This is a genomic window from Lactobacillus sp. UMNPBX12 (genome assembly GCF_002553955.1).
Lineage (GTDB): Bacteria > Bacillota > Bacilli > Lactobacillales > Lactobacillaceae > Lactobacillus > Lactobacillus crispatus.
The window spans coordinates 72578-96959 of record NZ_PCYY01000007.1; the positions used below are offsets into that span (position 1 = coordinate 72578).

At 37.0% G+C, this 24382-nt stretch carries 20 protein-coding genes and 2 pseudogenes; 5 read left to right on the forward strand and 17 right to left on the reverse strand.

Annotated features, from left to right (window positions below; genetic code table 11):
* Positions 1-3: 3 nt before the first annotated feature.
* The 6 genes and pseudogenes from CP363_RS04360 to CP363_RS04385 form a co-directional block, all read right to left on the reverse strand.
* Positions 4-1584, reverse strand: coding sequence for an ABC transporter ATP-binding protein (locus tag CP363_RS04360; protein ID WP_098035882.1), 1581 nt, complete (start codon positions 1582-1584; stop codon positions 4-6).
* Positions 1584-3164 (reverse strand): ABC transporter ATP-binding protein, encoded by a 1581-nt coding sequence (locus CP363_RS04365; RefSeq protein WP_023488800.1) that lies wholly within the window; start codon positions 3162-3164, stop codon positions 1584-1586. The genes CP363_RS04360 and CP363_RS04365 overlap by 1 nt, the downstream gene beginning before the upstream one ends.
* 333 nt (positions 3165-3497) lie before the next feature.
* Positions 3498-4313, reverse strand: coding sequence for a Cof-type HAD-IIB family hydrolase (locus CP363_RS04370; RefSeq protein ID WP_005728663.1), 816 nt, complete (start codon positions 4311-4313; stop codon positions 3498-3500).
* A 59-nt stretch (positions 4314-4372) separates the two neighbouring features.
* Positions 4373-4699: a hypothetical protein gene (locus CP363_RS04375; RefSeq protein ID WP_005721964.1), complete on the reverse strand. Its 327-nt coding sequence runs from the start codon at positions 4697-4699 to the stop codon at positions 4373-4375.
* Positions 4700-4820: 121 nt separating this feature from the next.
* Positions 4821-5081: a hypothetical protein gene (locus tag CP363_RS04380; RefSeq protein WP_005719435.1), complete on the reverse strand. Its 261-nt coding sequence runs from the start codon at positions 5079-5081 to the stop codon at positions 4821-4823.
* Positions 5082-5203: 122 nt separating this feature from the next.
* Positions 5204-5503: pseudogene (locus tag CP363_RS04385) on the reverse strand (alpha/beta hydrolase); the annotation flags it as partial.
* 93 nt (positions 5504-5596) lie between these two features.
* Between CP363_RS04385 and CP363_RS04390 the strand changes: the two are divergent.
* The gene (locus CP363_RS04390; RefSeq protein WP_023488802.1) at positions 5597-7978 is read left to right on the forward strand and encodes a Xaa-Pro dipeptidyl-peptidase; all 2382 of its coding nucleotides are present in this window, start codon (positions 5597-5599) and stop codon (positions 7976-7978) included.
* 56 nt (positions 7979-8034) lie between these two features.
* Here the strand turns inward: CP363_RS04390 and msrB are convergent, their stop codons facing one another.
* The 10 genes from msrB to CP363_RS04440 all read right to left on the reverse strand — a co-directional run bounded on the left by msrB (position 8035) and on the right by CP363_RS04440 (position 19915).
* Entirely contained in the window at positions 8035-8472 is a 438-nt protein-coding gene (gene msrB, locus CP363_RS04395; RefSeq protein WP_023488803.1) for a peptide-methionine (R)-S-oxide reductase MsrB, read from the reverse strand.
* A 15-nt stretch (positions 8473-8487) separates the two neighbouring features.
* A complete protein-coding gene (locus CP363_RS04400) occupies positions 8488-8769 on the reverse strand; it encodes a hypothetical protein (RefSeq protein ID WP_005726124.1) in 282 nt (93 codons plus the stop codon).
* Positions 8770-8894: 125 nt separating this feature from the next.
* Complete coding sequence (locus CP363_RS04405) at positions 8895-9758, reverse strand: GRP family sugar transporter (RefSeq protein WP_098035883.1); 864 nt, start codon at positions 9756-9758, stop codon at positions 8895-8897.
* Positions 9759-9902: 144 nt separating this feature from the next.
* On the reverse strand, positions 9903-11429 hold the full coding sequence (locus tag CP363_RS04410; RefSeq protein ID WP_089142906.1) for an L-lactate permease: 1527 nt from the start codon (positions 11427-11429) through the stop codon (positions 9903-9905).
* A 211-nt stretch (positions 11430-11640) separates the two neighbouring features.
* Positions 11641-14829 (reverse strand): carbamoyl-phosphate synthase large subunit, encoded by a 3189-nt coding sequence (carB, locus tag CP363_RS04415; RefSeq protein ID WP_098035884.1) that lies wholly within the window; start codon positions 14827-14829, stop codon positions 11641-11643.
* On the reverse strand, positions 14822-15907 hold the full coding sequence (locus CP363_RS04420; protein WP_005719452.1) for a carbamoyl phosphate synthase small subunit: 1086 nt from the start codon (positions 15905-15907) through the stop codon (positions 14822-14824). The genes carB and CP363_RS04420 overlap by 8 nt, the downstream gene beginning before the upstream one ends.
* Positions 15907-17184, reverse strand: coding sequence for a dihydroorotase (locus tag CP363_RS04425; RefSeq protein WP_098035885.1), 1278 nt, complete (start codon positions 17182-17184; stop codon positions 15907-15909). The genes CP363_RS04420 and CP363_RS04425 overlap by 1 nt, the downstream gene beginning before the upstream one ends.
* Entirely contained in the window at positions 17184-18140 is a 957-nt protein-coding gene (locus tag CP363_RS04430) for an aspartate carbamoyltransferase catalytic subunit (protein WP_057726776.1), read from the reverse strand. The genes CP363_RS04425 and CP363_RS04430 overlap by 1 nt, the downstream gene beginning before the upstream one ends.
* Positions 18141-18280: 140 nt before the next feature.
* Positions 18281-18823, reverse strand: coding sequence for a bifunctional pyr operon transcriptional regulator/uracil phosphoribosyltransferase PyrR (pyrR, locus tag CP363_RS04435; protein ID WP_098035886.1), 543 nt, complete (start codon positions 18821-18823; stop codon positions 18281-18283).
* 168 nt (positions 18824-18991) lie between these two features.
* The gene (locus CP363_RS04440; protein ID WP_013086559.1) at positions 18992-19915 is read right to left on the reverse strand and encodes a dihydroorotate dehydrogenase; all 924 of its coding nucleotides are present in this window, start codon (positions 19913-19915) and stop codon (positions 18992-18994) included.
* 250 nt (positions 19916-20165) lie between these two features.
* Here CP363_RS04440 and pyrF point away from each other — a divergent pair, with 250 nt between their 5' ends.
* From pyrF to abc-f, 4 genes and pseudogenes are all read left to right on the forward strand, one after another.
* The gene (gene pyrF / locus CP363_RS04450) at positions 20166-20870 is read left to right on the forward strand and encodes an orotidine-5'-phosphate decarboxylase (RefSeq protein WP_098035887.1); all 705 of its coding nucleotides are present in this window, start codon (positions 20166-20168) and stop codon (positions 20868-20870) included.
* A gap of 1 nt (position 20871) precedes the next feature.
* Positions 20872-21510 carry an orotate phosphoribosyltransferase gene (gene pyrE, locus CP363_RS04455; protein WP_005723271.1) on the forward strand — a complete coding sequence of 213 codons (639 nt, stop codon included), beginning with the start codon at positions 20872-20874 and terminating at the stop codon, positions 21508-21510.
* 64 nt (positions 21511-21574) lie between these two features.
* A pseudogene (locus CP363_RS04460) lies at positions 21575-22108 on the forward strand (chloride channel protein); the annotation flags it as partial.
* 270 nt (positions 22109-22378) lie between these two features.
* Positions 22379-23881 carry a ribosomal protection-like ABC-F family protein gene (gene abc-f / locus CP363_RS04465; protein ID WP_089151172.1) on the forward strand — a complete coding sequence of 501 codons (1503 nt, stop codon included), beginning with the start codon at positions 22379-22381 and terminating at the stop codon, positions 23879-23881.
* Positions 23882-23933: 52 nt separating this feature from the next.
* Here the strand turns inward: abc-f and CP363_RS04470 are convergent, their stop codons facing one another.
* Entirely contained in the window at positions 23934-24227 is a 294-nt protein-coding gene (locus CP363_RS04470) for a hypothetical protein (RefSeq protein WP_098035888.1), read from the reverse strand.
* Positions 24228-24382 lie beyond the last annotated feature (155 nt).

Genomic DNA, 24382 nt, shown 5'->3' on the forward strand with positions numbered 1-24382 from the left:
TTTTTATTTCTTTAAATGAATTTCACGATCAAACAATTGATGCATTTCTTGATTAAAGTTGTGAGCAATGAATACAATCGTTGCATCCGTCTTAGTCAACTGACGCAAAATTTTCATCGTAGCCGCCTGATCAATTGCACTTGTCGCCTCATCAATCAAAATCAACTTACTCTGGTGTACCATGCTTCTAGCTAAAACAATTTTCTGCCTCTGACCACCAGAAACATTCAATTGATCAAGGTCAATCTTAGTCTCAATGCCAGCCGAAAACTTAGCAATATCTCCTGCAAATTGAACTTTTTCAATAGCTGATTTAACTCGGTTTAGCAGTTTTGAATTGAACATCGTAATATTTTCAGCAATCGTTACTGGGAATAATACTGGATCTTGCGGCAAATAGCCAATTTCAGCTAAATCAGGTTGAATCTTTTCACCCTTTTGATTAAAGTATTGAATCTTGCCGCGACTGGCTTGCAATTCACCTAAAATCAATTTGAGTAAAGTTGATTTTCCTGTACCTGAATCACCTGTTAGTAAAATTTTCTCTCCAGCTTTAACTTGGAAATCTGGGAAAGTCACGGCCTCACCGTTTCTAAAATCGATAGCTAAATTATGGATTGAAAAACTAACCGCTTGTTCTAAATTACTTTTCTGTTCAGACTGAATTTTCTTTCTAGCTACAAAAATCTCTTCTCGCAATTTCTTTGTTGCTCGCATTCTTCCACCATAATTAGCAACTCCTTGCAAAGAACCAAATAGTGCTCCATTGAAGTTGCCAATGCTGGCAATCAAACCAAAAGCAGCCCAATTATTCACTACCAAAAATCCAGTTAAAAGAAAGATTAGCACATCTCCTAATGAATAAGCCAATTGATTCAGATAATCTAATTCCTGATCTACTTTTTCCTTCTCAATATTTGCTGCTTCCAAGCGTCCTGAATTTTCAGCAATAGTCTTAAAAAGCTTATCGCTAGCCAAATAGCGACGAACTTCTGATAAGCCAATTAACCAATCACCTAAAGTCTTCAAATACTTTCGATTAGCTACTGATACCTTTTCAGTAGCTTTTTGTAATGGCTTATCCAGTAATTTAGGTAAATAAATCTGAATTGCGGCAAAAATTAAACAAGCAACTAACAAACTCCACTGAAAAGTCACCAAGCTAAAGGCTACACCGACAATACCGGCTAGCATCCCTACTACATAGCGGAACGAATCTAAATAGTCATTATGTAACAGTTTCAAATCATTAGTCATCCGATTTTGCACTGCACTAACCGCATGCTTTTGACTATCGGCAAAATAATGATCTGTTAGTTCTTGCCGAATTAAATGAAGGTAATTTTGAATCAACTTTTGCCAAATGATTCCCGCCAAATTATAGAATAAGAATACCATGACATAGCTAGACAGCTGGATTAATGTCCAAGTTAAAAATAAACTCAAGTTTCTATTTTTGGCAGCATCAAATTGCAAAGTTAACACATAAGCTACAACTACTTCGCCAACTGCTGCAATAATCTGTAGTCCCATAGCCAGACAGAATTTAATTGGATTAAGTTTAAATAATTCTTTGCTACTCATTATTTTCCCTCCAAGTGAACTTCACGATCAAACAATGCTCGTTGTTCTACGGTTAAATTGTGTGCAACGGCCAAAATTGTTGCTCTACTTTGCATTAAGTTTTGGAAGATTTTTGTCGTTGCTTGTTGATCAATTGCACTAGTTGCTTCATCTAAGTACAGAATCGGCTTTTCATGCAACAACGCTCGCATTAAAACTACCTTTTGCTTCTGTCCACCAGACAGCAATTCCTGTTGTGGATCAAGCTGTGTCTCTATCCCATTTTTCAAACGCGCTTGATCACTATCAAAAACCGTCTTATGAATCACTTGTACAGCTTTTTTATTAAGCTTAGGCTTAAACATAGTAATATTTTCTTGAATACTGCCAGGAAAGATCAATAAGTCCTGTGCCAAATAACCTAATTGACGTAAATCAGGTTTGATCTTTTTTCCTGTTTTATCGCAATAGATTACTTCACCCGTACTTGGCTTAATTTGCCCTAACAAAACTTTTAATAAAGTTGATTTTCCTGTACCTGAATCACCAGTCAATAAAACCTTTTCACCATTCTTCAGTTCAAAGTCAGGATAAGTAATTCTTTCACCATTTGGATATTGTACTGACAAGCTTTTTATTTGAACGGTAGCGATTTGTTTTAAAGAATCATACCCTTTTTCTGGTAAACACTTTTGCAATTTAGCCAGATCATCCCGCAAAGTTTTCGTTGATTTTAATTGCGTATATCTGTTCACGCAACTATCTACACTATAAAAAATTCCATTGGCAAAATATCCCGCTGTCAGAATCGCTCCTAAATTTACCTGATGATTGAAAAACAAAATTCCAGCAATAAATGGAACACCAACACGACCAGCTATATTAAATATCGCAGACACTAAGCTAGTATAATGTAGCAATTTATCTCGCTGATATTCACTCTGCTCTAGTTTCTGACTCTGTTGTCCCACCACCTTTTTCAAAACAACTTTATTCTGGTAGCGTCGCAGCTCATCTAAACCCTTGAACCATTTTTCTAACAACTGCAAAAATTGCTTATTTTGGATAGAAACAGCTTTAGTTGCTCGATTGGTATATTTTTCAGTCAATTTCGGCACTACTACTGCAAGCAAAGTAACTAATAACGTATAGACAACCAATATCCAATGAAAGGTAAACAGCGTACCAATAGTTAAAATAATATAAATTAAGTCACAAACAAAATAGAAGTAAACATTATAGTAACTCTCTTGCACTAACTGCAAGTCATTTCCCAAATGATTTTCCATCTCTGAAACTTTGTCTTCAGGCTGCTGATAATAATGTCGTATAATTCGCTGTCTTACCTGATGAAAAAGTGTCTGTGTTTGTTTGGTATTTTGTAAACTTCCCCAATTAAAACTGACATTGCAGACCTGTCCAATTAAAAATTGTACAAAGATTAATTCCAAAAACAGTTCGAATTTACCACTTGCAATTGCATTTAACTGCGGACTAGTTAAGTAGGTGTACATTGTAGTTGTCAGTTGCGTTAGCGTAATCAAAAACAGAACTAACATTGCCCGCTGACGGTTAGCTTTAATATAATCTCTTAAACCCATTATTTTCCTCATTCTTTTTTGACAAAAACGTATAATCAGCAAAAAAATCTCTAACATGATTTGTCGCAAAGAAAAAGCACTGTTCTGGATGCTCACATCCTATTAACAGTGCAACAAATAAAGGTTGATTTCGATAAAGAAAACCACCCTCAATTCATCTACTGCTAATACTTGGTATGCAAGCAAAAAATGGGTGCACTAAACAAGGTGCAAAGACAGTATTTTGCTAAACAACAAATCAAATATTAGAGATTCAGTAAACGAATCATATGGCAATTTCCTCTATTTCTATAAGTTAATTAAAACTATATCATATTAATTTAATTTTACAAGCTATTTTTTATCTTCAGCTAAATATTTTTGCAAAACTTTGAAAACACCGTTCTCCGTATTGGCCGGTGCAATATATTTCGCCTGCTTTTTTACCTTGTCCATACCGTTTGCCATTGCATAAGAATATTTGGCAAATTTCAACATATCGATGTCATTACCCCCATCGCCAAAGGCAATCAGGTCATCCCCTGTCATCCCCATCTTTTCTAGGAGATGCTTTAATCCGGCGCCTTTATTAACACCTTGTGTGTTAACATCAATGGCAAAAGTAGCAGAAGCAAAAGCAGAAATCTGGTTATCGTGCTTAGAATTAAAATCTCGTTCAATTTCTGCAGCCTTAGAACTGTCCATTCCAAATGTGATCTGATAAATCTTATCTGGTAAGTCATTCCAGTCATTAATTACAGTGCTATTACCAGCAAAGTAAGCCAAAAAGTCGCGTTCATCTTTTTCAACATTGCTATGCAAATATGCAATATCTCGGCCAAAAACCATCGTAGCCATTTCACCATATTTCACATGTACATCATGAATTAGCTTTAAAACGTCATCGCGATTAAGCAAATAACTGCCAGCTTCTTGACCCTTGATGATTAATCTCGAGCCATTCAAAGTTACGAAATCCATTCTGCTGGCAAACTTGCCAAAGTCCTGCTTCAATCTAACATAAGGACGCCCTGAAGCCACGATAAAATGTACTCCTCGTTGTTCAAATTCAGTCAAAATTTGATCAAATTCCTTGTGATTAAACTGCTTACGATCATCTAAAAACGTGCCGTCCATATCTACAGCAACTGCCTTAAATGGTAAAGTCATTTTTTCACCCCATCATTATTCTATTTTTTCCAAAAATAATCTTATCATTTTTGAGCATCCTATTTCATCCGTAATCTGCGTAATCTACCACGTTTTAGTACAAAATAGCTAATTGTTAATAGAACAGTGCTGGTAAGAAGAAAAATAAAATTATCACTCCAAAAATAATGCCAACCTATTTTTGTTAAAATATCTGGCGTTAAAATTTCTTCTACTGTTGCATAGATATAAAAAACAGCAAAAACCGATGCAATTAAATAGCCTACTCCAGCTAATGAGTAAAAAATTATGCTAATCCATTTTTTAGTCACCATAACTCGGTTTCCTAGCCAAACGAATAAAATAGCCGTCACTAATGGCAAAACATAATAATACCAGAATCCCATAACTATCCCCCTGATTAATTTTGGCTCATTATCACATGCAAAAGTAAAAAAACGGTAAAGAAGACTTTAATTTTGGGCAAAAAAAGACCAGCTCACTTCAGAGCTAGTCTTATCTATTCTATTAAACTAACTTAACGTGCTTAGCATGCCTGTTCTTGAGCTTAGCCCAACCATCGAAAAACAATGCCCCAAAAAGCAAAATCATAATAATTCCTGCCAAAATAATGGCATTAGTCGAATTAGCAACTGCTAAACTTTGGGCTGAATCAAAATCAGCAACTTCGTCCATTTGGATAATCAATCCTGAAAACAACATGGCTAAGCCGTTCAATGTTAGCAAGCCACACAGAATTGTTAAGATTTTAGTCTTTAATAGCTTCATAAAACCATGCCCTTTCTTTATTAATTAGATGAATATTATACACGCATTATTTTATAATTCAAGTAATTGGATTAAGAAAAAGTACAAAAAATAGACATACGTTCGCATGCCTATTATTAACTTTATTTATTCCACAGGAATTTGATTAATACTTTATCTACTTTTGGATTCTCATGCAACTTGGAGTGACGTGAATTTTTTCCAGTAAACTTCACTACCTGATAGCTTTTAGCACGATCTGCCACTAAATATTTTAATGACAAAGATGATACATTGGGTACTGTTCCATCGGTTTGACCACCAATATCACCAATGATGTTTAAAACACGAACTTTATTTTTCGGATATGTTTCTCTTACACCCGTCATTTTCCGATAGCTAGCATTCATTTTGTTCGGTTTTCCGGCAGAATTCAATTTTAAAAAATATTTTTCGCTTATTAACTTCCATATCTATTGGTTATAGCCACAATTAAAAGTAAAATAGAAAGTAATTAAACTGCAAAGGAGAAAAATATGAAATATAACCAATACGCTTATGTCGAAACTGACTTCGATCAACAAGTAAAAGAATTAATCGACATCAATTTCTTACCTAAAAATTATGCAGACTGGAATTTTAACGATTTGCTGGGCAAGCTCGTTAAAATGACAATTGCTGAAGCAAAAACTGACGCTGCTAAGACAACAAAATTATCTGAATTTGCTGTTTCAAATGAGCAAACTTTAGCTGACTTTTTAAAAGGAAAGCCTGAATCAATTGGTACTGCTCAATTCTATAATGTAGCCTTACAATTACTTGGCTATCATGTTCATTATGACTACGAATTAGCCGATCCAACCGGCTTTATGCAAAAGAATGCTTTACCTTTTGTCCAAGACATTTCTGATGTCAAAAGGTTAATCTCTGCTTTTTATCGTTTGCTCAATACTCGCGCCAAAAACGGTCAAATTTTGCTCGATGTAATGGCTGGTAAGGGGTACTTTACTCAATTCTGGGGACAAAATAAGTTTAAATTTTTCAATGGCAAAGCTATTCCTGTCTTCGATACCAACAAAGTAATTCGTGAAGTTGTTTACGTTGAAACTGATCTTGATACTGATCATGATGGTAAGAGTGACTTGATTCAAGTTACTGTTTTCCGACCAGCTGAAACTAACAAAGGCTTAAAAGTGCCTGCCCTTTATACTGCTTCACCATATTTCGGCGGAATTATCGCTAATGAAAAGCGTAACCATAATGTTGACGAAAATTTATCTGATGCCGCCGATTGGAATGATCCACAATATGTTCATTCACCAATAGTTAAAGCAAAGCAGCCAGACGACTCTAACCACCCAGCTACCGAAGAAGCAGTACATAAATCTTCTTATCCATTAAATGAGTATATGCTTGCTCGTGGTTTTGCCAGTGTTTTTGCTGGAGCAATTGGTACCCGCGGTAGTGATGGAGTTCGTATTACTGGTGCACCTGAAGAAACTGAATCAGCTGCTGCAGTTATCGAATGGCTCCACGGCGATCGTATCGCTTACACTGACCGTACTAGATCTGTTCAAACTAAAGCTGACTGGTGCAATGGCAATATCGGAATGACTGGTCGTTCATATTTAGGCACTTTGCAAATTGCTATTGCCACTACTGGGGTTAAAGGCTTGAAAACTGTGGTTTCTGAAGCCGCTATTTCTTCTTGGTATGACTATTACCGTGAACACGGTTTGGTAATCGCACCCGAAGCCTGCCAAGGTGAAGACCTTGATTTACTGGCTGAAACTTGTCAATCAAACTTGTGGGATGCAGGTTCTTACTTAAAGATCAAACCAGAATACGACAAGATGCAAAAAGAGCTTTTAACAAAAGAAGACCGTGAAACCGGTCAATATTCCAACTTTTGGGAAGCAAGAAACTACCGCCATCACGCTGACGGCATCAAATGTTCTTGGATTTCTGTTCACGGTTTAAATGACTGGAACGTTAAGCCAAAGAATGTTTATAAAATTTGGCAACTAGTCAAAAAAATGCCAATGAAGCATCATCTTTTCCTACACCAAGGTCCTCACTACAATATGAACAACTTTGTTTCTATTGATTTTACTGACTTGATGAACCTTTGGTTTGTACATGAATTACTAGGGATTGAAAACAATGCTTACAAGCAATGGCCAACCGTCATGATCCAGGACAACTTGCAAGCTGACAAGTGGCACGAAGAAAAGGATTGGTCAAATGAATTAGGTCAAAAGAAGACCTACTACCCAACTGATGACGGCGAGCTTTTCCAAGATGGCAATGGCAAAGCACAACAATCATTTGTCGATGAAGGTGGCATTGAATTTAAGAAGGCTGACATCTCAGAAAGCGACTGGCTATACAAGTTCATCTGTGGTGATGAAAAATGGGCTAAACCAAGTTTGCGTTTTAAAACAGACGAATTTATTCACCCAACTACGATTGTCGGTCGTCCTGAAGTAAAAGTTAGAGTTAAAGGCAGCTTACCTAAGGGACAAATTTCTGTTGCTTTAGTTGAATTGGGAGAAAGAAGACGCTTAACCGCTACACCTAAGTTCTTAATGCGCGGCGGTCAAGAACTTGGCTATAGATTTGGCACTGATACTTTGCAAGAATTTGTGCCGGACAAGAAGACTAAGGCTAAGTTGATCACTAAGGCTCACATGAACTTACAAAACTATAAGGACATGAAAAGACCTGAGAAGATTGATGCTGACAAGTTCTACGATTTAGACTTCTTGCTTCAACCTACCTACTACACTCTTCCATCTGGTAGTAAGTTGGCCTTGATCATCTACTCAACTGATGAAGGAATGACTAAACGACCACTTGAAGAAGAAACTTATACAGTTGATTTGGCCAATACTGAAATTAAGTTCTATGAGAAATAATTTTTAATATATAAACTAATACGGCAGATATTTATTTTAAGTATCTGCCGTATTTTTTATTCAAATATTTTCTTATATTCACTATAGCCAGCCTGTTCCAACTGATCATATGGAATAAATCTCAATGCTGCGGAATTAATGCAGTAACGTAAACCACCTCGATCCACTGGGCCGTCAGTAAAAACATGACCTAAGTGAGAATCAGCTTCGGGACTTTTAACTTCTGTTCTCTCCATTCCGTGCGATTGATCGCGGTGGTAAGTTAATTTCTTAATTGGCTTAGTAAAACTAGGCCAACCACAGCCTGCATTATACTTATCTAAGCTTGAAAAAAGTGGCTCACCTGACACTACATCAACGTAAATCCCCTTTTCATAAAAATCATCATATTTTCCGGTAAAAGGATATTCTGTAGCGGCCTTTTGAGTTACGTTATATTCCTCATCAGTTAGCCGCTTTAAAGCTTGCTCTTTTTCTTCTTTGTTAAAAGTCATTGGATCATTCCTTTGCTAAATATGTTCAGTAGTACTTGGAAAGAAATTATCTATTTTCTTTTCATAAATATCAAATTTATATTTTGTCAAAAATTGATTTGATGGATCATATATTCTAACCTGAAGCATCTCATTTTTGCCATTCATATGCACTTCTTTATTTGAAACTTCCAAAAATGGCTTAAATGCAGCAATCAGATTTTGATAAGAACTATAAACATGCACATTATGCTCGACAATTTCTCCATTACGTGCATACCGACGACCGTCGATCACGTATACTGTATTATCACTCATAGAAATCATCCTCTCTTTGGCTTCTACTTATATTTTAATTCATTTTATATTTATTCATGACTTTTTTACTCAAAAACTCCAACAATTATCATGTTGGAGTTCATTCAATATTTATTTAAAATTCATTAAAATACTGAGGTCAAAACTGCACCGGCAACAATTAATATTAAACCGATCACAGTATAAATAAGACCTTTTTGTGTCTTCTTTTCGTGTAAGAAAAGGATACCACCAAGAGTAGAAATAACGACACAAAGTTGTGACATAACAAAGGCTAGGTTTACACCGTTCATCTTAACTGAAACAATGTATGCAAGAGCAGCAATTGCGTAAATCACACCGGCAGGAATTACTTGATAACTTTCTTTTTCCTTAAAGACTTGTGTTTGCTTAGTTGCAATTAAATAAACAACTGCTGCAACCAACATTCCAATGGTTTCAGCAAAGAAAATCATTACGCTGTCACCCTTCAAGGCCTTTGGAATGGAACTTGAAGTAATGTAACCAAGTGTAGTCAATACCAGCACAATCATTGTAGTGGTCTGATTCTTTTTTCCACCCTCAGATGTACCTTTGTCAGTCAATGATGTAAATGCTACACCAATAATTAAAGCTAAGATCCCTAAAAATCCAAACAATTTAGCTTGAGTGCTTGCCCATTCACTAAAGATCAACACACCTACAAGTGGCACACCGATCAACTGCAAACCAGTTGAAATTGGCATAGTTTCAGAAACCCCAACCTTGGAATAACTGTAATACTGACCAACTTGACCAATAACCCAAGCAGCACCAGCTAACATTGCTAAAATAAAAGTAGTCGCATTAAAAGATGGACGCTTAATGAGAGTAACTGCAGCACCAAAGATAAATGCACCAAGAACGGTACCTAAAATTTGGTGGTAAATGTTACTCTTCTTGACACCAGCAACAAACATGGGCATAAGACCCCATCCTATTGCCGGAATAAACAGAAATAAATAACTCATTTGTTTTGTCTCCCTTATTAATGTAAAAAAGTTACAAAAAGCATTCTATCAACGAAAGCGCTTTTAATGCAAGCGATTTACTATTAATGGATGACAAGTGCAAATCAATATATATCAGAACACCAAGAGTTATTTAAATTATTTTTATAAAAATCCTACGGCAAAGCCTATTCCATATAGGAATATACAAATTATTCCCAAATACAATAAGCACCATTTAGCCACTTGCTTCAAAATTATTGATTCAGATCCATCTTGTCCAATTGCAGCTGAAGCAACAGCTATACTCTGAGGTGAGATCATCTTTCCAGCAGTTGCTCCCACCATATTTGAACCAACTACCCAATTACTATTTACGCCTAAAGCCTTAGCTGAAGACAATTGCAGGTTACCAAAAAGAACATTAGCTGAGGTATCAGATCCTGTAATAAACGTACCCAAAGCACCAATTAACGGTGCAACTAATGGATATATTGGTCCCATTAGAACTACTAATGCTGCCGCAATTGCTGAAGTCATTCCTGCGTAGCCCATTACCTTGGCTAAAGCCACAATAGAACAAATTGTAATTAATGTTTTCCATAATCCAAAAATTGTTGATTTTAAGATTTGTCCTAATTTCTTGAAACTAACTTTTTGAATTAATCCACCAATAAAAGTAGCTAGCAAAATTAATGTTCCTGGTGAAGAAAGCCAATTAATCTTAAACAGTTCTGTATCTTTCCCAGTATATACCTTAATATAAGAAGTCACTTTTCCCAATAGATGCTGAATATTTGGAAACAGTGATGAAGCAAGAACCACAAATACGAACACTAAAATAAATGGTGAACTTGCACGCAAAATTTCGATAGCGCTGTGCTTCTCAATATTCTCTTTTATGTCATTATCTTGATGATGATATAATTTTGCCATCAGAACTGTAGTCAAAATACAACAAATTGAACCAACAATTGCTGGTAACTCTGGACCAACAAATTTTGCTACCAAAATTTGCGGAATTGAAAATGACAAACCAGACATCAGGGTAATTAATCCCACTCCTTTGATAGCTTTAACTCCGCCACCTGTTAGAATCACCAATAAAAACGGAATTATAATAATTAATAATGCAAGTTGTAAAGTAATAACAAATGATAATGGAGTAACGGGCAAATTAGTTACGTCACTCAGTGTAATCACTGGTAATCCAATTGCACCAAAGGCAGTTGGTGTAGTATTAGCAATTAAACAAATTACGGCGGCATTAATCGGATTAAGACCAAATCCAATTAATATCCCAGCGGGAATTGCAACTGCTGTCCCAAAACCTGCAATTGCTTCTAAGAATCCGCCAAATCCCCATGCGATAATCAAAACTAAAATACGCTGATCAGTAGTGATTGACGACAAAGTATCTTGAATAATTTTAATTCCACCTGAATAATTGCTTACATTATAAGTAAACAGTGCAGCCACGATTACATAAACAATTGGCCATAGCCCCATCAGAATGCCCTCTAAAGCACCCGTCAAAGTGTCAACTATAGAGAGGTTAAATCCCAGTATAGCCAATACGATAGTAATTAATAGTCCAATGCTGCATGCTTTAATAGCAGGCATTTTTCGAATTGCCAAAGAGTAAATAAGCCAAATAATTGGAATTAAAGCCAATAAAAACGAAATCCACATTTTTATTCCCCCCTAAACACTTCACTTCCTTATCTCAGATTATAAATGTATTCGCTTACAAAAGATAGTGAAATATTCTTAATCATGGCTCTATAATAAAGTTTGTGATACATATTTTTTTCACAATATCCTGATTGAATGCTATCTATCGTTTATTTATCTCAAAATTATTAGCTCACTTGTGAAAATTATTTTTATCTATTCAACTATCCTACTTCAAAGCATCAGTAGCAAATGATCTATTCTCCAAGCTAGTAAGCAAAGCATCTGCAGTATCAAGTGCTGTAATCAATGGTACATTTTGACCAATGGCAACCTGTCTAATGATGAAGCCATCAGAATTCTTTTCAATATCGTGACCCATCGTATTGATAACCAAGTCAATCTTGCCATTTCTTAATTCATTCAAGATATTATCCTTGGCGTCTTCATCTTCATGCACTTTAGTTACTGGATCAACATGCAAATCATGACTGCGCAAGAAATCAGCTGTACCCTTAGTAGCAAAGATTCTGTAGCCAATCCGCGCAAATCTCTTGGCAATTGGTAAAATCTTTTCTTTGTCTCGATCTTCGATGGTAAGTAATACATTACCATTTTCAGGCAATTGCATCTTAGCACCTGCAAAAGCTTTGTAGAGAGCTTTGGCAAAAGTGTGATCACTCCCCATTACTTCACCTGTCGATTTCATTTCTGGCCCGAGATATGCATCAACGTCCGATAATTTGCTGAAGGAGAAGACTGGTGCTTTAACAGAGATCATGTCTGGCTCTGGGGCAAGACCATCACCGTAGCCCTGTTCAGCCAAACTTTCGCCCATAATAACTCGGGTAGCGACCTGAGCCATTTCAATACCCGTGATCTTGCTTAAAAATGGCACTGTTCTACTTGCCCGAGGGTTAACTTCAATTACGTAAACTTCACCATCTCTGACAATGAATTGAATGTTCATAATGCCGACACAGTTCAAAGTCAAAGCAAGCTTTCTAGTGACATCAGTAATCTTTTCTTTAACTTCATCAGAGAAGGTTTGTGGTGGATAAACAGCCATTGAGTCACCAGAGTGGACACCGGCATGCTCAATATGTTCCATGATTCCTGGCAAAAGAACTTCCTTACCATCACTAATTGCATCAACATCACATTCACGACCATCAAGATAATCATCAACCAAGATTGGGTGGTCTGCTGCAATATCAACGTGGTCTTGCAAGTATTCTTCTAACTCTGCCTTGGTGTAGACAATTTCCATCGCTTTACCACCCAAAACATAACTTGGACGGACTAAAACTGGATAGCCTAGCTTATCGGCAGCTTCAAGTACGCCTTCATGAGTAGTTGCAGTTAAACCTTGAGGCTGATTAAAATGAAGTTGCTTAATGATTTGATCAAACAGTTCACGGTCTTCTGCACGGTTAACATCAGCTACTTTAGTGCCTAAAATCTTGACGCCATGTTCTTCTAAGCCATGAGCCAAATTGATTGAGGTTTGACCACCAAATTGAACAATCACGCCTTCTGGCTTTTCCAAGTCGCAGACATTCAAGACATCTTCCAAAGTTAATGGTTCAAAGTATAATTTATCTGAGATAGAGAAGTCAGTTGAAACAGTTTCAGGATTAGAATTGATAACAATTGCTTCGTAGCCCATCTTTTGCAAGGCCTTGACACAGTGAACAGTCGCATAATCGAATTCAACACCTTGACCGATTCTGATTGGACCTGAGCCAATAACGATCACCGACTTCTTACCAGTCTTATGTGATTCATTTTCAGCATCATAAGTTGAATAAAAGTATGGTGTCTTTGATTCAAACTCAGCAGCACATGTATCAACCATCTTGTAGACTGGGATGATGCCATGCTTTTTCCGAAATGCTCTTACCTCATCTGCAGTTTCATTCCACAAAGAGGCAATCGTTGGATCACTAAAGCCATATTTCTTAGCTAAGCGCAATACATCAACATCATCTTTATTTTCCTCAAGTGTCTTTTCCAATTCAACCATATGTTGCACGATATCTAAAAAGTAGAAATTAATCTTCGTTAATTCATGAATATCTTCAGCTGAATAACCACGTCTAAATGCCTCAGCTAAATAGAAGAGACGATCATCTTGAGCTTTGACTAATTTTTGCTCTAATTGGTCATCACTAGCTACGTGTGCTTCTGGTGAGTAAAGATCTTTTTCATCAATTTCTAGTGATCTTACCGCTTTTTGCATAGCTTCTTCTGCAGTACGGCCAATTGCCATAACTTCACCGGTTGCTTTCATTTGGGTGCCCAAAACGCGATCAGCCTTAGGGAACTTATCAAATGGCCAGCGTGGTATCTTGCAGACTACATAGTCTAATGCAGGTTCAAATTCTGCATAGGTTGTTCCCGTTACTGGGTTCTTAATTTCATCCAAAGTCATTCCTACTGCAATTTTAGCAGCCATCTTAGCAATTGGATAACCAGTTGCCTTAGAAGCTAAAGCAGATGATCTTGAAACACGCGGATTTACTTCAATTACATCATAATTAAAGCTATTTGGGTCAAGAGCAAGTTGAACGTTGCATCCCCCTTCAATTTTCAAAGCCCTAATCAAACGCAGTGAACAATCACGAAGCATCTGATATTCCTTATCAGATAAAGTTTGACTTGGTGAAAAGACAATTGAATCACCAGTGTGAATCCCTACCGGATCAAAGTTTTCCATGCAGCAGACAATCATTGCATTGTCATCATGGTCGCGCATTACTTCAAATTCTACTTCTTTATAGCCCGCAATTGATTTTTCAATCAAACATTCAGTTACAGGGGAAAGTTCCAATCCATTTTTGGCAATCTCTGCTAATTCTTCATGATTATTACAGATACCACCACCGGTACCACCCATCGTAAAGGCGGGACGAACAATGATCGGATAGCCAATCTCATCTCCAAAAGCTAAGGCATCTTCGACTGTATTAACTGTCTTAGAAGGTGGAACTGGTTCACCTAATGACTTACATAATTCCTTAAATTTTTCACGGTCTTCGGCTTGTTCAATAGATTGCAGCTTAGTACCTAGAAGCTCGATGTGTAATTCATCCAAAATTCCTGTTTTGGCAAGTTCCATAGCCATGTTTAAGCCCACTTGACCGCCAAGTGTTGGCAAAATAGCATCAGGATATTCTTGACGAATAATTCGTGAAATCGATTCAACTGTCAGAGGTTCAATGTACACCTTATCTGCAATTGTTGTATCAGTCATGATCGTAGCTGGGTTGGAATTAACTAAAACTACTTCATAGCCTTCTTCGCGCAGAGCCAAGCATGCCTGTGTACCAGAATAATCAAATTCTGCAGCTTGACCAATAATAATTGGACCTGAGCCAATCACCATAATCTTATGAATATCTGTTCTTTTAGGCATGACGCTCTTCTTCCTTTCTCTGATCAATCATTGACATAAAGTCGTCGAATAATGAAACCTCATCATGAGGACCCGGTGTTGCATCAGGGTGAAATTGCACTGAAAATGCAGGATATTTCTTATGACGTAACCCTTCAACCGTCCCATCATTGACTTCAACGTGGGTAATCATTAAGTTATCCTTGTCAATTGAATCTGCAGACACAGCATAACCATGGTTTTGTGAAGTAAAACCAATATTACCAGTTGCAATCTCTCGTACAGGGTGATTAAAACCGCGGTGCCCAAATTTCATCTTGTAAGTTTTAGCCCCATTAGCTAAAGCAAAGACTTGGTGTCCCATACAAATTCCCATCAAAGGAACATGCTTTTCTACTTCACGCACCATTTTAGTTGCCTCTACCATTTCTTCTGGATCACCAGGGCCGTTACTCAAAAGAACACCATCTGGATGAAGGTTTAATACTTCTTGGGCAGTAGCTGTATATGGTAAAACAATACAATTACAATCACGTTCTGCTAGTTCACGCAAAATACTGTGTTTAATTCCAAAGTCGATAACCACAATATTGCGTTTCGAACCAGGAACTGGATATGGTGACTTGGTTGATACTCGGCTAATTACACCTTGAGTTACATTCTTAATCTTTAATTCTGCCGCAATTTTTTCTGCATTTTCTTTTGAATCTGCAATCTTACCACGTAATGTACCGTGAACTCTCAATTTTTTAACTAATTCACGCGTGTCAATTCCCTGAATACCTGGAATGTTCAAATGCTCCAAAAACTTTGGTAAGGTTGTCTGCATTCGCCAATTATCAGGATGACGGGCAACCTGGTGACAAATTACGCCTTTGATCCTTGGCTCAAGTGACTCATAATCTGCCAAGGTAATACCATAGTTTCCAATTAAAGGATTAGTGAAAACCAAAATCTGATCGGCATAAGATTGGTCGGTAATTGCTTCTTGATAACCAGTCATCCCTGTTGTAAATACAACTTCACCAACTGTTTCGCAATCAGCGCCAAAACCCTCGCCAGCATAGATGCTACCATCTTCTAGGATTAAATACCGCATTATTGTTCATCCCTTCTGTATACAACCTGACCATCAACCATGGTCATTACAGTTTCACCATACACCTTGTCGCCCGTAAATGGTGTATTAACGCCTTTTGACTTATAGTCTTCTTCTTTTAATTCAGTTTCATGGTCTAAGTCAAAAATCGCAATATCAGCTGGCTTACCTGGTTCAAGTACCCCGGCATTTTTTAAGCCAAACGTTTTAGCTGGTTTATCGGAGAGCCATGATAAAAGCTGCTCCAAGGTGAAGACTTTTTCTTCTTTGACAAATTTAGTATATAAAGTAGAAAATGCTGTTTCACTACCAGTAATACCAAAGGCTGCGCCCTTCATGCCACCTTCTTTTTCATTGCGAGCATGAGGAGCATGGTCAGTCGCAATTAAATCGATTGTACCGTCTAGTAGTCCCACTAGTAACGCCGCTTGATCTTCCTTATTTCTCAATGGCGGATTCATCTTATAATAACCGTTGTCCTTAGGAATATCGTCATCTGTTAATAAAATATGGTGTGGCGCTACTTCACAGGTAACATTGATTCCACGCGCCTTAGCCATTCGAACCAGTTCTACACTAGTTTTAGTTGATACATGGCAAATATGATAATGGACGCCCGTTTTTTGTGCTAAAAGCAAGTCTCTAGCAATTTGCGTTGTTTCTGCTAATTCAGTTACTGACGGCAAGTTTAATTCCTTGGCTTTAGGTCCTTCATTCACGATCCCTTTATTAAAAAGCGAATCGTCTTGTGCATGAGTAGCAATGATCAAATTATTTTCCTTGGCTTTTTGCATTGCCAAATACATCGTTTGAGCAGTTTGGACTCCATGACCATCATTACTTAAGGCAAAAGCACCAGCCTTTTTCAATGCTGCATAATCAGGAATGACATCAGTAGTTTCATCATTAGTGATTGGTCCATATTGAAAAATATGAACCACACCTTTTTCATTGTTTTCTTGTACCATTTTTTGCATTAGCTCAGGCGTATTAGGTACAGGCGTTACATTAGGCATTGCCCCTACCATAGTAAAACCACCATGAGCAGCGGCTTCACTACCGGTTTTAATATCTTCCTTGTAAGTTTGTCCGGGATCACGATAATGAACGTGGACATCAACCAGTCCAGGACTAACTAGCTTGCCACTTGCATCAATCTCTTTATCTGCCGTTAAGTTAGTCCCTATTGCTTTAATCTTTTGATCTTCAATTAAAACATCTGCTTTAATTAGACGACCATTTTGATAAACTGTGCCATTCTTAATTACTGTTGCCATTATTCTAATCCTCCAAGTCGTCTACCGCGCAATACTGCCTCGATCATTGCCATACGCATGAACACACCATTTTGCATTTGTCTGACAAACATGCACTTATCGCTTTCAACTAAATCACCGCTAAGTTCAACATCATGGTTAATTGGACCCGGATGCATGATGATGGTGTCGGGCTTCAATGCACTATAGCGTTGATGATTAATACCATATTTTTCGTGATATGCTTTAGCATTAAAAGTCTTTTCATTAGGATCGCCTGCATGACGTTCATGTTGAACCCGTAAGAGCATCATCACGTCCATATTTGAAACTAATTGATCAATTTCTTCATACTTACCATATTGATCGAATTCTTTATCATACCAGTAACTTGGACCTGAGAAGTAAACTTCAGCGCCCAACCTAGTCAAAAGTTCCATGTCACTTTTTGCAACCCTAGAATTAGTAATATCACCAACAATTGCAACCTTTAAGCCTTTAAAGTGGCCAAAATGTTCATGAATAGTCATCATATCGAGCATACATTGGCTAGGATGTTGACCGCTACCATCTCCAGCGTTAATCACACCAATATTTAAATGTTGATGTTCTTTTAAGTTAATCAAATCATTGTAATACTCATTCTGTGAGTGACGAATCACTTCTAAGTTGACACCTAAGGCGTTCATAATTAATGAAGTGTCATATAAGGTTTCACCCTTATTAACAGACGAATGAGCCGGATCAAAAGGAATAACTGTCAAACCTAGTTTTCTTTCAGCCATTTCAAAGCTCGTATGTGTTCTAGATGAATCTTCAAAAAACATATTAGTTACATAAACTGGCTTAGTTAAACGTGGTGTTGCACCGCCTTTTTTGAAGTACTCAGCTCTCCTGATTAAGGCCTCTACTTCATTACTATCCAAATTTTCAACACTCACAAAATGTGGTAAATTAACAAGATTTAAATTTTCCATTTTCTATTCTTTCTATACAAAAAAGCCTGAAGCATTTAATTGCTCCAGGCCTAGAGTCTTCCCGTGTACACGAAAAGAAATCAACCCTTCTGGCCCTCTCTGGAGTCAATTAAATGGTTGGATATTTAACTATCTTCTTTTTATTTTGGTAAAGCCTTCAGTTCAACTGAATCTTTGCCGTCCTTCTCAATTACATTAACAGCAACCTGTTCATCGGCAGAAGTTGGAATATTTTTACCAACAAAATCAGCACGAATTGGCAATTCACGGTGACCACGATCAACTAGCACTGCGACTCTGATTGAACTTGGGCGACCAACGTGCATCAAAGCATCCATCGCCGCTCTGATTGTTCGTCCAGTATAGATAACATCATCAATCAAAACAACATGCTTGTCATCAATATTAACATCAACTTGATCAGAATTGACAACTGGATCTTGCTTTAAACTAGCATCATGACGATCATCCCGATATAAGGTAATGTCCAATTCACCAACTGGTACATCAACGCCTTCCAATTTCTGAATACGGTCATGAATTCGTTTAGCCAAGTAAACGCCTCGCGTTTTAATCCCTACCAAAACCAAATCATCGGTTCCTTTATTTTGTTCAATGATCTCGTAAGTAATACGGGTTAAAGCACGCTTCATTGCTAGTGCATCCCAGATTTCTTTTGCCATTATAGCCTCCTAATTCTGCCCATGAAAAAAGCTCCCAATCTCAACTGAGACTAGGAGCTTTAGTAAAGTCGAAACTTAAGTTAAGCCTGCCTTGCTAGCCTCACGGGACTAATTTTAAAGGACATTCATTGCTTTAAAGTTACTGTAATTAGAAACGTTTGTCAAGCTCTAATTAAATTTTACTTGACCAACTAATTCATTGATATCTTCAATGCCTAATTTTTCAAGTTCTTGCGGCAAGGCATCTGCAATATGCTTAGAAGCAATACTATCTTTAAAATGAGCAGTACCAACCGCTATGGCATTAGCACCTGCTAACATAAATTCCACCACATCTTCGGCCGAAGCAATGCCACCCATGCCAATAATTGGCAAAGAAGTAATTTGACGCACTTGACTAATCATTCTAATAGCTATTGGCTTAACAGCCTCACCTGATAAACCGCCCATATTATGGCCTAACAGTGGTCTGCGTTTTTTCACGTCAATTCGCATCCCTAGCAATGTATTGATCATCGATAAGCCATCGGCACCACCCTTTTCGGCAGCTTTAGCAATTACAGTGATATCAGTCACATTTGGTGTTAACTTCACATAAATTGGAATATTGACAACTGCTTTAATTTTTCTAGTCAATTCTTCAACCACATCAGCATGCACGCCAAAGCTCATTCCACCTTGGGCCACATTAGGACAAGAAACATTAATTTCTAAAGCATTAACCAAGCCAGAATTTGACAGCTTTTGTGCTACTTCAACATAATCTGCTTCACTATCACCGCCAACGCTAGCCACGATCGGTAATTCTGGATATTGCTTTCTCAATGGTTCTAACTTTTCACTAATCACCTTGTCCACACCAGGATTAGTAAGACCAACAGAATTCAAAACTCCATCATCTAAAACGGCAATCTGTGGTTGCGGATTACCTGTGGTTGCATGTGGCGTAGTTGTCTTAATAACCATTGCTCCAAGATCATTTAAGTCAAACTTCTTAGCTGCAGGCACATCGCCGAAGCCAAAAGTTCCACTTGCTGGCATAACTGGATTTTTCAAATCTAAACCTGGTAATTTTACATGTGTATTAACCATAATTTTCCTCCAAAATGAATGCTCACGGACACTCTTTATTTTTTCAAGAAATGATTCTACACGTGATTATAATTTTTTCCAAGCAAAAATTTTATTTGTATTTTTACTTTTGAGGTGTTAAACTTCACCTTGATCAAACTTTAAACGGTACAGAGAGACCGCAAGTTCAAAATATTGACTTAAATTATCTAGGAAAAGTCTATCCTTGGTGTCTCTCTGAGCTAAGATAGACTTTTTTTGTGGAGGAAAAATGAAACCTGTAATTGTTGCATTAGATATTGACAATGAAGAGCAACTACATAAGATTTTGTCTAAATTAGGCAAACCAGAAAACGTCTTTATCAAAGTCGGTATGGAATTATTCTATCACGCTGGCAACCAAGTGGTTAAAGACTTAGCTGAGCAAGGTTATAAGATTTTCTTGGATCTAAAATTGCATGATATCCCTAATACCGTTTATAACGGGGCTAAACAATTAGCTAAGTTAGGAATTACTTTTACTACCGTTCATGCTTTAGGCGGCAGTCAAATGATCAAATCAGCTAAAGACGGTTTAATCGCGGGTACACCTGCTGGCAAAAGCGTGCCTAAGTTACTAGCAGTAACCGAATTAACTTCGATTTCTGATGAAGTATTGGCACATGAACAAAATTGCGCACTGTCAATGAAAGAGCAAGTTCTTTCGCTAGCAAAAATGGCTAAGCACTCTGGAGCAGATGGGGTTATTTGTTCACCACTTGAAGTAAAAGAATTACACGAAAAAGTTGGCGATGACTTTTTATATGTCACACCGGGAATTCGGCCTGCTGGCAATGCTAAAGACGATCAATCTCGCGTGGCCACACCAGCGCAAGCCAAAGAATGGGGCTCAAGCGCTATTGTTGTTGGACGGCCAATTACTTTAGCCAGTGACCCAGAAGCTGCATATGAAGCAATTAAAAAGGAGTTTAGCTAAAATGCATAAGGATCAAATTATCAGTCAACTTATTCAAGAAAAAATTATCACTATCTCACCTGACAAACCATTCACTTACGCAAGTGGGATGCTTTCTCCAATTTACACCGACCTTAGGTTAACGGTTTCATATCCAGAATTACGCGATATGATTGCTGGTGATTTAGCTAATTTAATCGCCAAAGAATTCCCTGAGGCTACTATTATTGGTGGCGTCGCTACCGCCGGTATTCCCCATGCCGCATGGGTTGCAGATAAACTGCACTTACCAATGATCTATGTTCGTCCTAAGCCAAAGGATCATGGCAAAGGCCGCCAAATTGAAGGCCGTTTCAGCAAAGATGATAAGATCGTTTTAATCGATGATTTAATCACCACTGGTGGTTCCGTTTTAAATGCAGTTAAAGCAACTGAAAAAGATGGCGGCAACGTCATTGGCGTTTCTTCAATTTTCACCTACTACTTGCCAGATGCAAAAGAAAACTTTGCTAAAGCTAATGTTAAATATGCTCCGCTTCTTTCCTACCCTGAATTACTCAAAAAGGAAAATGAGTCAGGTCATATTTCTAGCTCGCAATATGATGTCTTGAAGACCTGGCACGAAGATCCATGGGCTTGGGGCAAACAATTCGAAAAATAATTAAGCCAAAATAAAGACCAGTTTCAGTTTGACAATGTCATTAGCTTAACTTAATGACATTGCCTATCACAGTATCATTCCTTTAATTTTAATTATTCCAGTTGGTCTATTTAATGCCCACTTACTCGGTGGTTCACATGTGTTAATTGATAATTTATTTAATTTGAATTGGAATGTCAAAGCCTTTGGATCATGGGACTTTCTTTTACTACCGATCTTATTCTTGATAATTCGGTTTGTCTTTTCAATGCTTTCATATGGTTCTTCCGTACCTGGTGGTATTTTCATGCCTATCCTAGTTCTTGGGGCATTATTGGGAATAATTTGCGCCAATATTATGATAAAATCGCAGATTATTTTGCCAACGTACTTCCCTCATATCCTAGTGATTTCCATGGCCGCATATTTTGGTGCAATAGAAAAAGCACCATTCACAGCAATTATGCTGCTGACTGAAATGATTGGAACTGTCCAGCAAGTATTGCCAATGATTATTGTTACTTTCGTTGCTTACTACATTCTGGACATTTTAGGTGGAAAACCAATTTACGAGGACTTACGCTTGCAAATGAATTATCATAAAAATATTGACAAATAATTATATTTGATGGTAAAGTATTGCCAGATTAATCAATTCAAGTAATAGGAGGAATCACGCCGATGCGTTTTTAATTTCTGATTTTCGTTAAGTAAAAAATAATGCATTCTATCAGTTTAAGGATGTACTTTTTGCTTGTGATCAGAAATTAGTCTGCGTGATTTTCTTTAATTTAAATTAAGAATAATTATAGATTAGCCAACTTGGACTAATCTATCAGGCACCATTTTCTCAGATCATAAGCACAGTTTGAGAGGACGGTGCTTTTTTATGTCTACAATTTCACTAAAAAACGTTTCATTTGCCTATGACGGTCAGGATAAAATTTTTGATAATTTAAACCTAAATCTCGATTCTAATTGGAAACTTGGCTTAATCGGTCGTAATGGTCGCGGCAAAACCACTTTTATGAAAATGCTGCTAAAACAGGTCGAATATCAAGGAACTATTCAAAGTGATTTAGAATTCAATTACTATCCTCAGGTAATTAATGATCCCGATAACCTTACTATTTATGCTTTACAAGAACAGTTTAATTTTGAGGAATGGGAGTTAAAACGAGAATTAAATCTGCTTCATGCTAAAGAAAATATCATTTGGCAGCCCTTTTCAACACTTAGTGGCGGTGAACAAACAAAAATTTTACTGGCGCTTTGTTTTATTAATCAACATTCTTTTGCCCTACTAGATGAACCAACGAATCACCTCGATGAAGATACACGAAATCAAGTAGCACAATATCTGCATAATAAAAAACAGGGATTAATTGTAATCAGCCATGATCGAAATTTTGTAGATAAAGTTGTCGATCACACTCTAGCAATTGAAATGCAAAAAATTAGGCTGGAACAAGGAAACTATACTCGTTATGAAAAACAAAAGGAATTAGAGGATGAATCTAATATCGCTTATAATGCAAAGTTAGAAAAGCAAATTAAAAATCTCCATGCCAGTCAACAAAAGATGCAAACTTTTGCCCAGCGTTCCGAAAGCAACAAAAATGCGGGAGCCAAGATGAAAGGCGATATTCGACATAGAAGTACAGTTTACGATAAAGGATTCATGGGACACAAAGCCGCCAAAAAAATGAAACTTGCCAAAAATGTAGAAGCAAGATTAGATAAAAATATCGAAGAAAGAAAAGGTCTTTTAAAAAATATTGAAGCAGACAATGACCTAGCCATGAATTTTGTCCCCGACCATCATAAACATCTAATTACTGCTAAAGGAGTTAGCCTTGCTTATGACAAGCTTTCCCTTTTCCAACCTACTACCTTTGATTTAATGCGTGGTCACCAAATTGTGATTACTGGTAAAAACGGTATAGGAAAATCTAGTTTGTTTAAGGCAATTAATAATACTTTTGCTGGAACAATTACTGGCAAATTGCATTCAGCTGATAAGATTTCAATCTCCTATTTATCACAGATTGAACAATCTAATAACCTATCATTAAAAGATTTTGCCCAAAAGCACCACCTTAACTATGCCGATTTTCTCAATATCTTACACAAATTAGGTACTGAACGTGATATATTCACTAATTCAATTAATCAAATGTCTTCAGGCCAACAAAAAAAGGTCTACTTAGCCAAGTCCTTACTTGAACCAGCAAATTTGTATCTTTGGGATGAGCCTTTGAACTATTTAGATGTCTTTAACCAAGAACAAATTATTCAATTAATTAAAAAATATCATCCTACTATGCTAGTAATTGAACATGATCAGCGCTTTATTGATGAATTAGGTGCTCAAGTCATTCACCTAACATAGTAAATAAAAGAGCGAGTTAGTTTTAAAGTTAATACTAACTCGCTTTTTGTTGCTAAAATAACTTCATCATGTACTCGCTAACTGCCTTTTGTTGCATTTCTTCCCAGCTAGCAAACTTGGTCTCTTTTTTAACAAATTCATCGACTTGATCTATTGCCATCTGCTCAATTTGCGTAAAGTCTTTCATGCCCAATTCTCTGACAAAAAAGTCAATAGTAGCAAATCTAGTATACTTTTGCATCAATTGTGGTGTAAACAAGTCTTGGTAAGAAACTGCCTGCTGGCTGCCCTTTTGCTCAGCTAGATGCTCCAAATTTTGTTTTAATTCTGCTTTTTCTTTAGTCATTTAACCAACCTCTTTCACTTTTCATATTATTATGACAAAACTTCGGCTAAAATTGCAAAAAACTTTCTTAATCTCATTTATTATTCGTTATAATTAAAAAGGTTCAGTATAAATTCTTGTGTAAATAGAAATTAGATAACAAAAAAAGAAGGGTT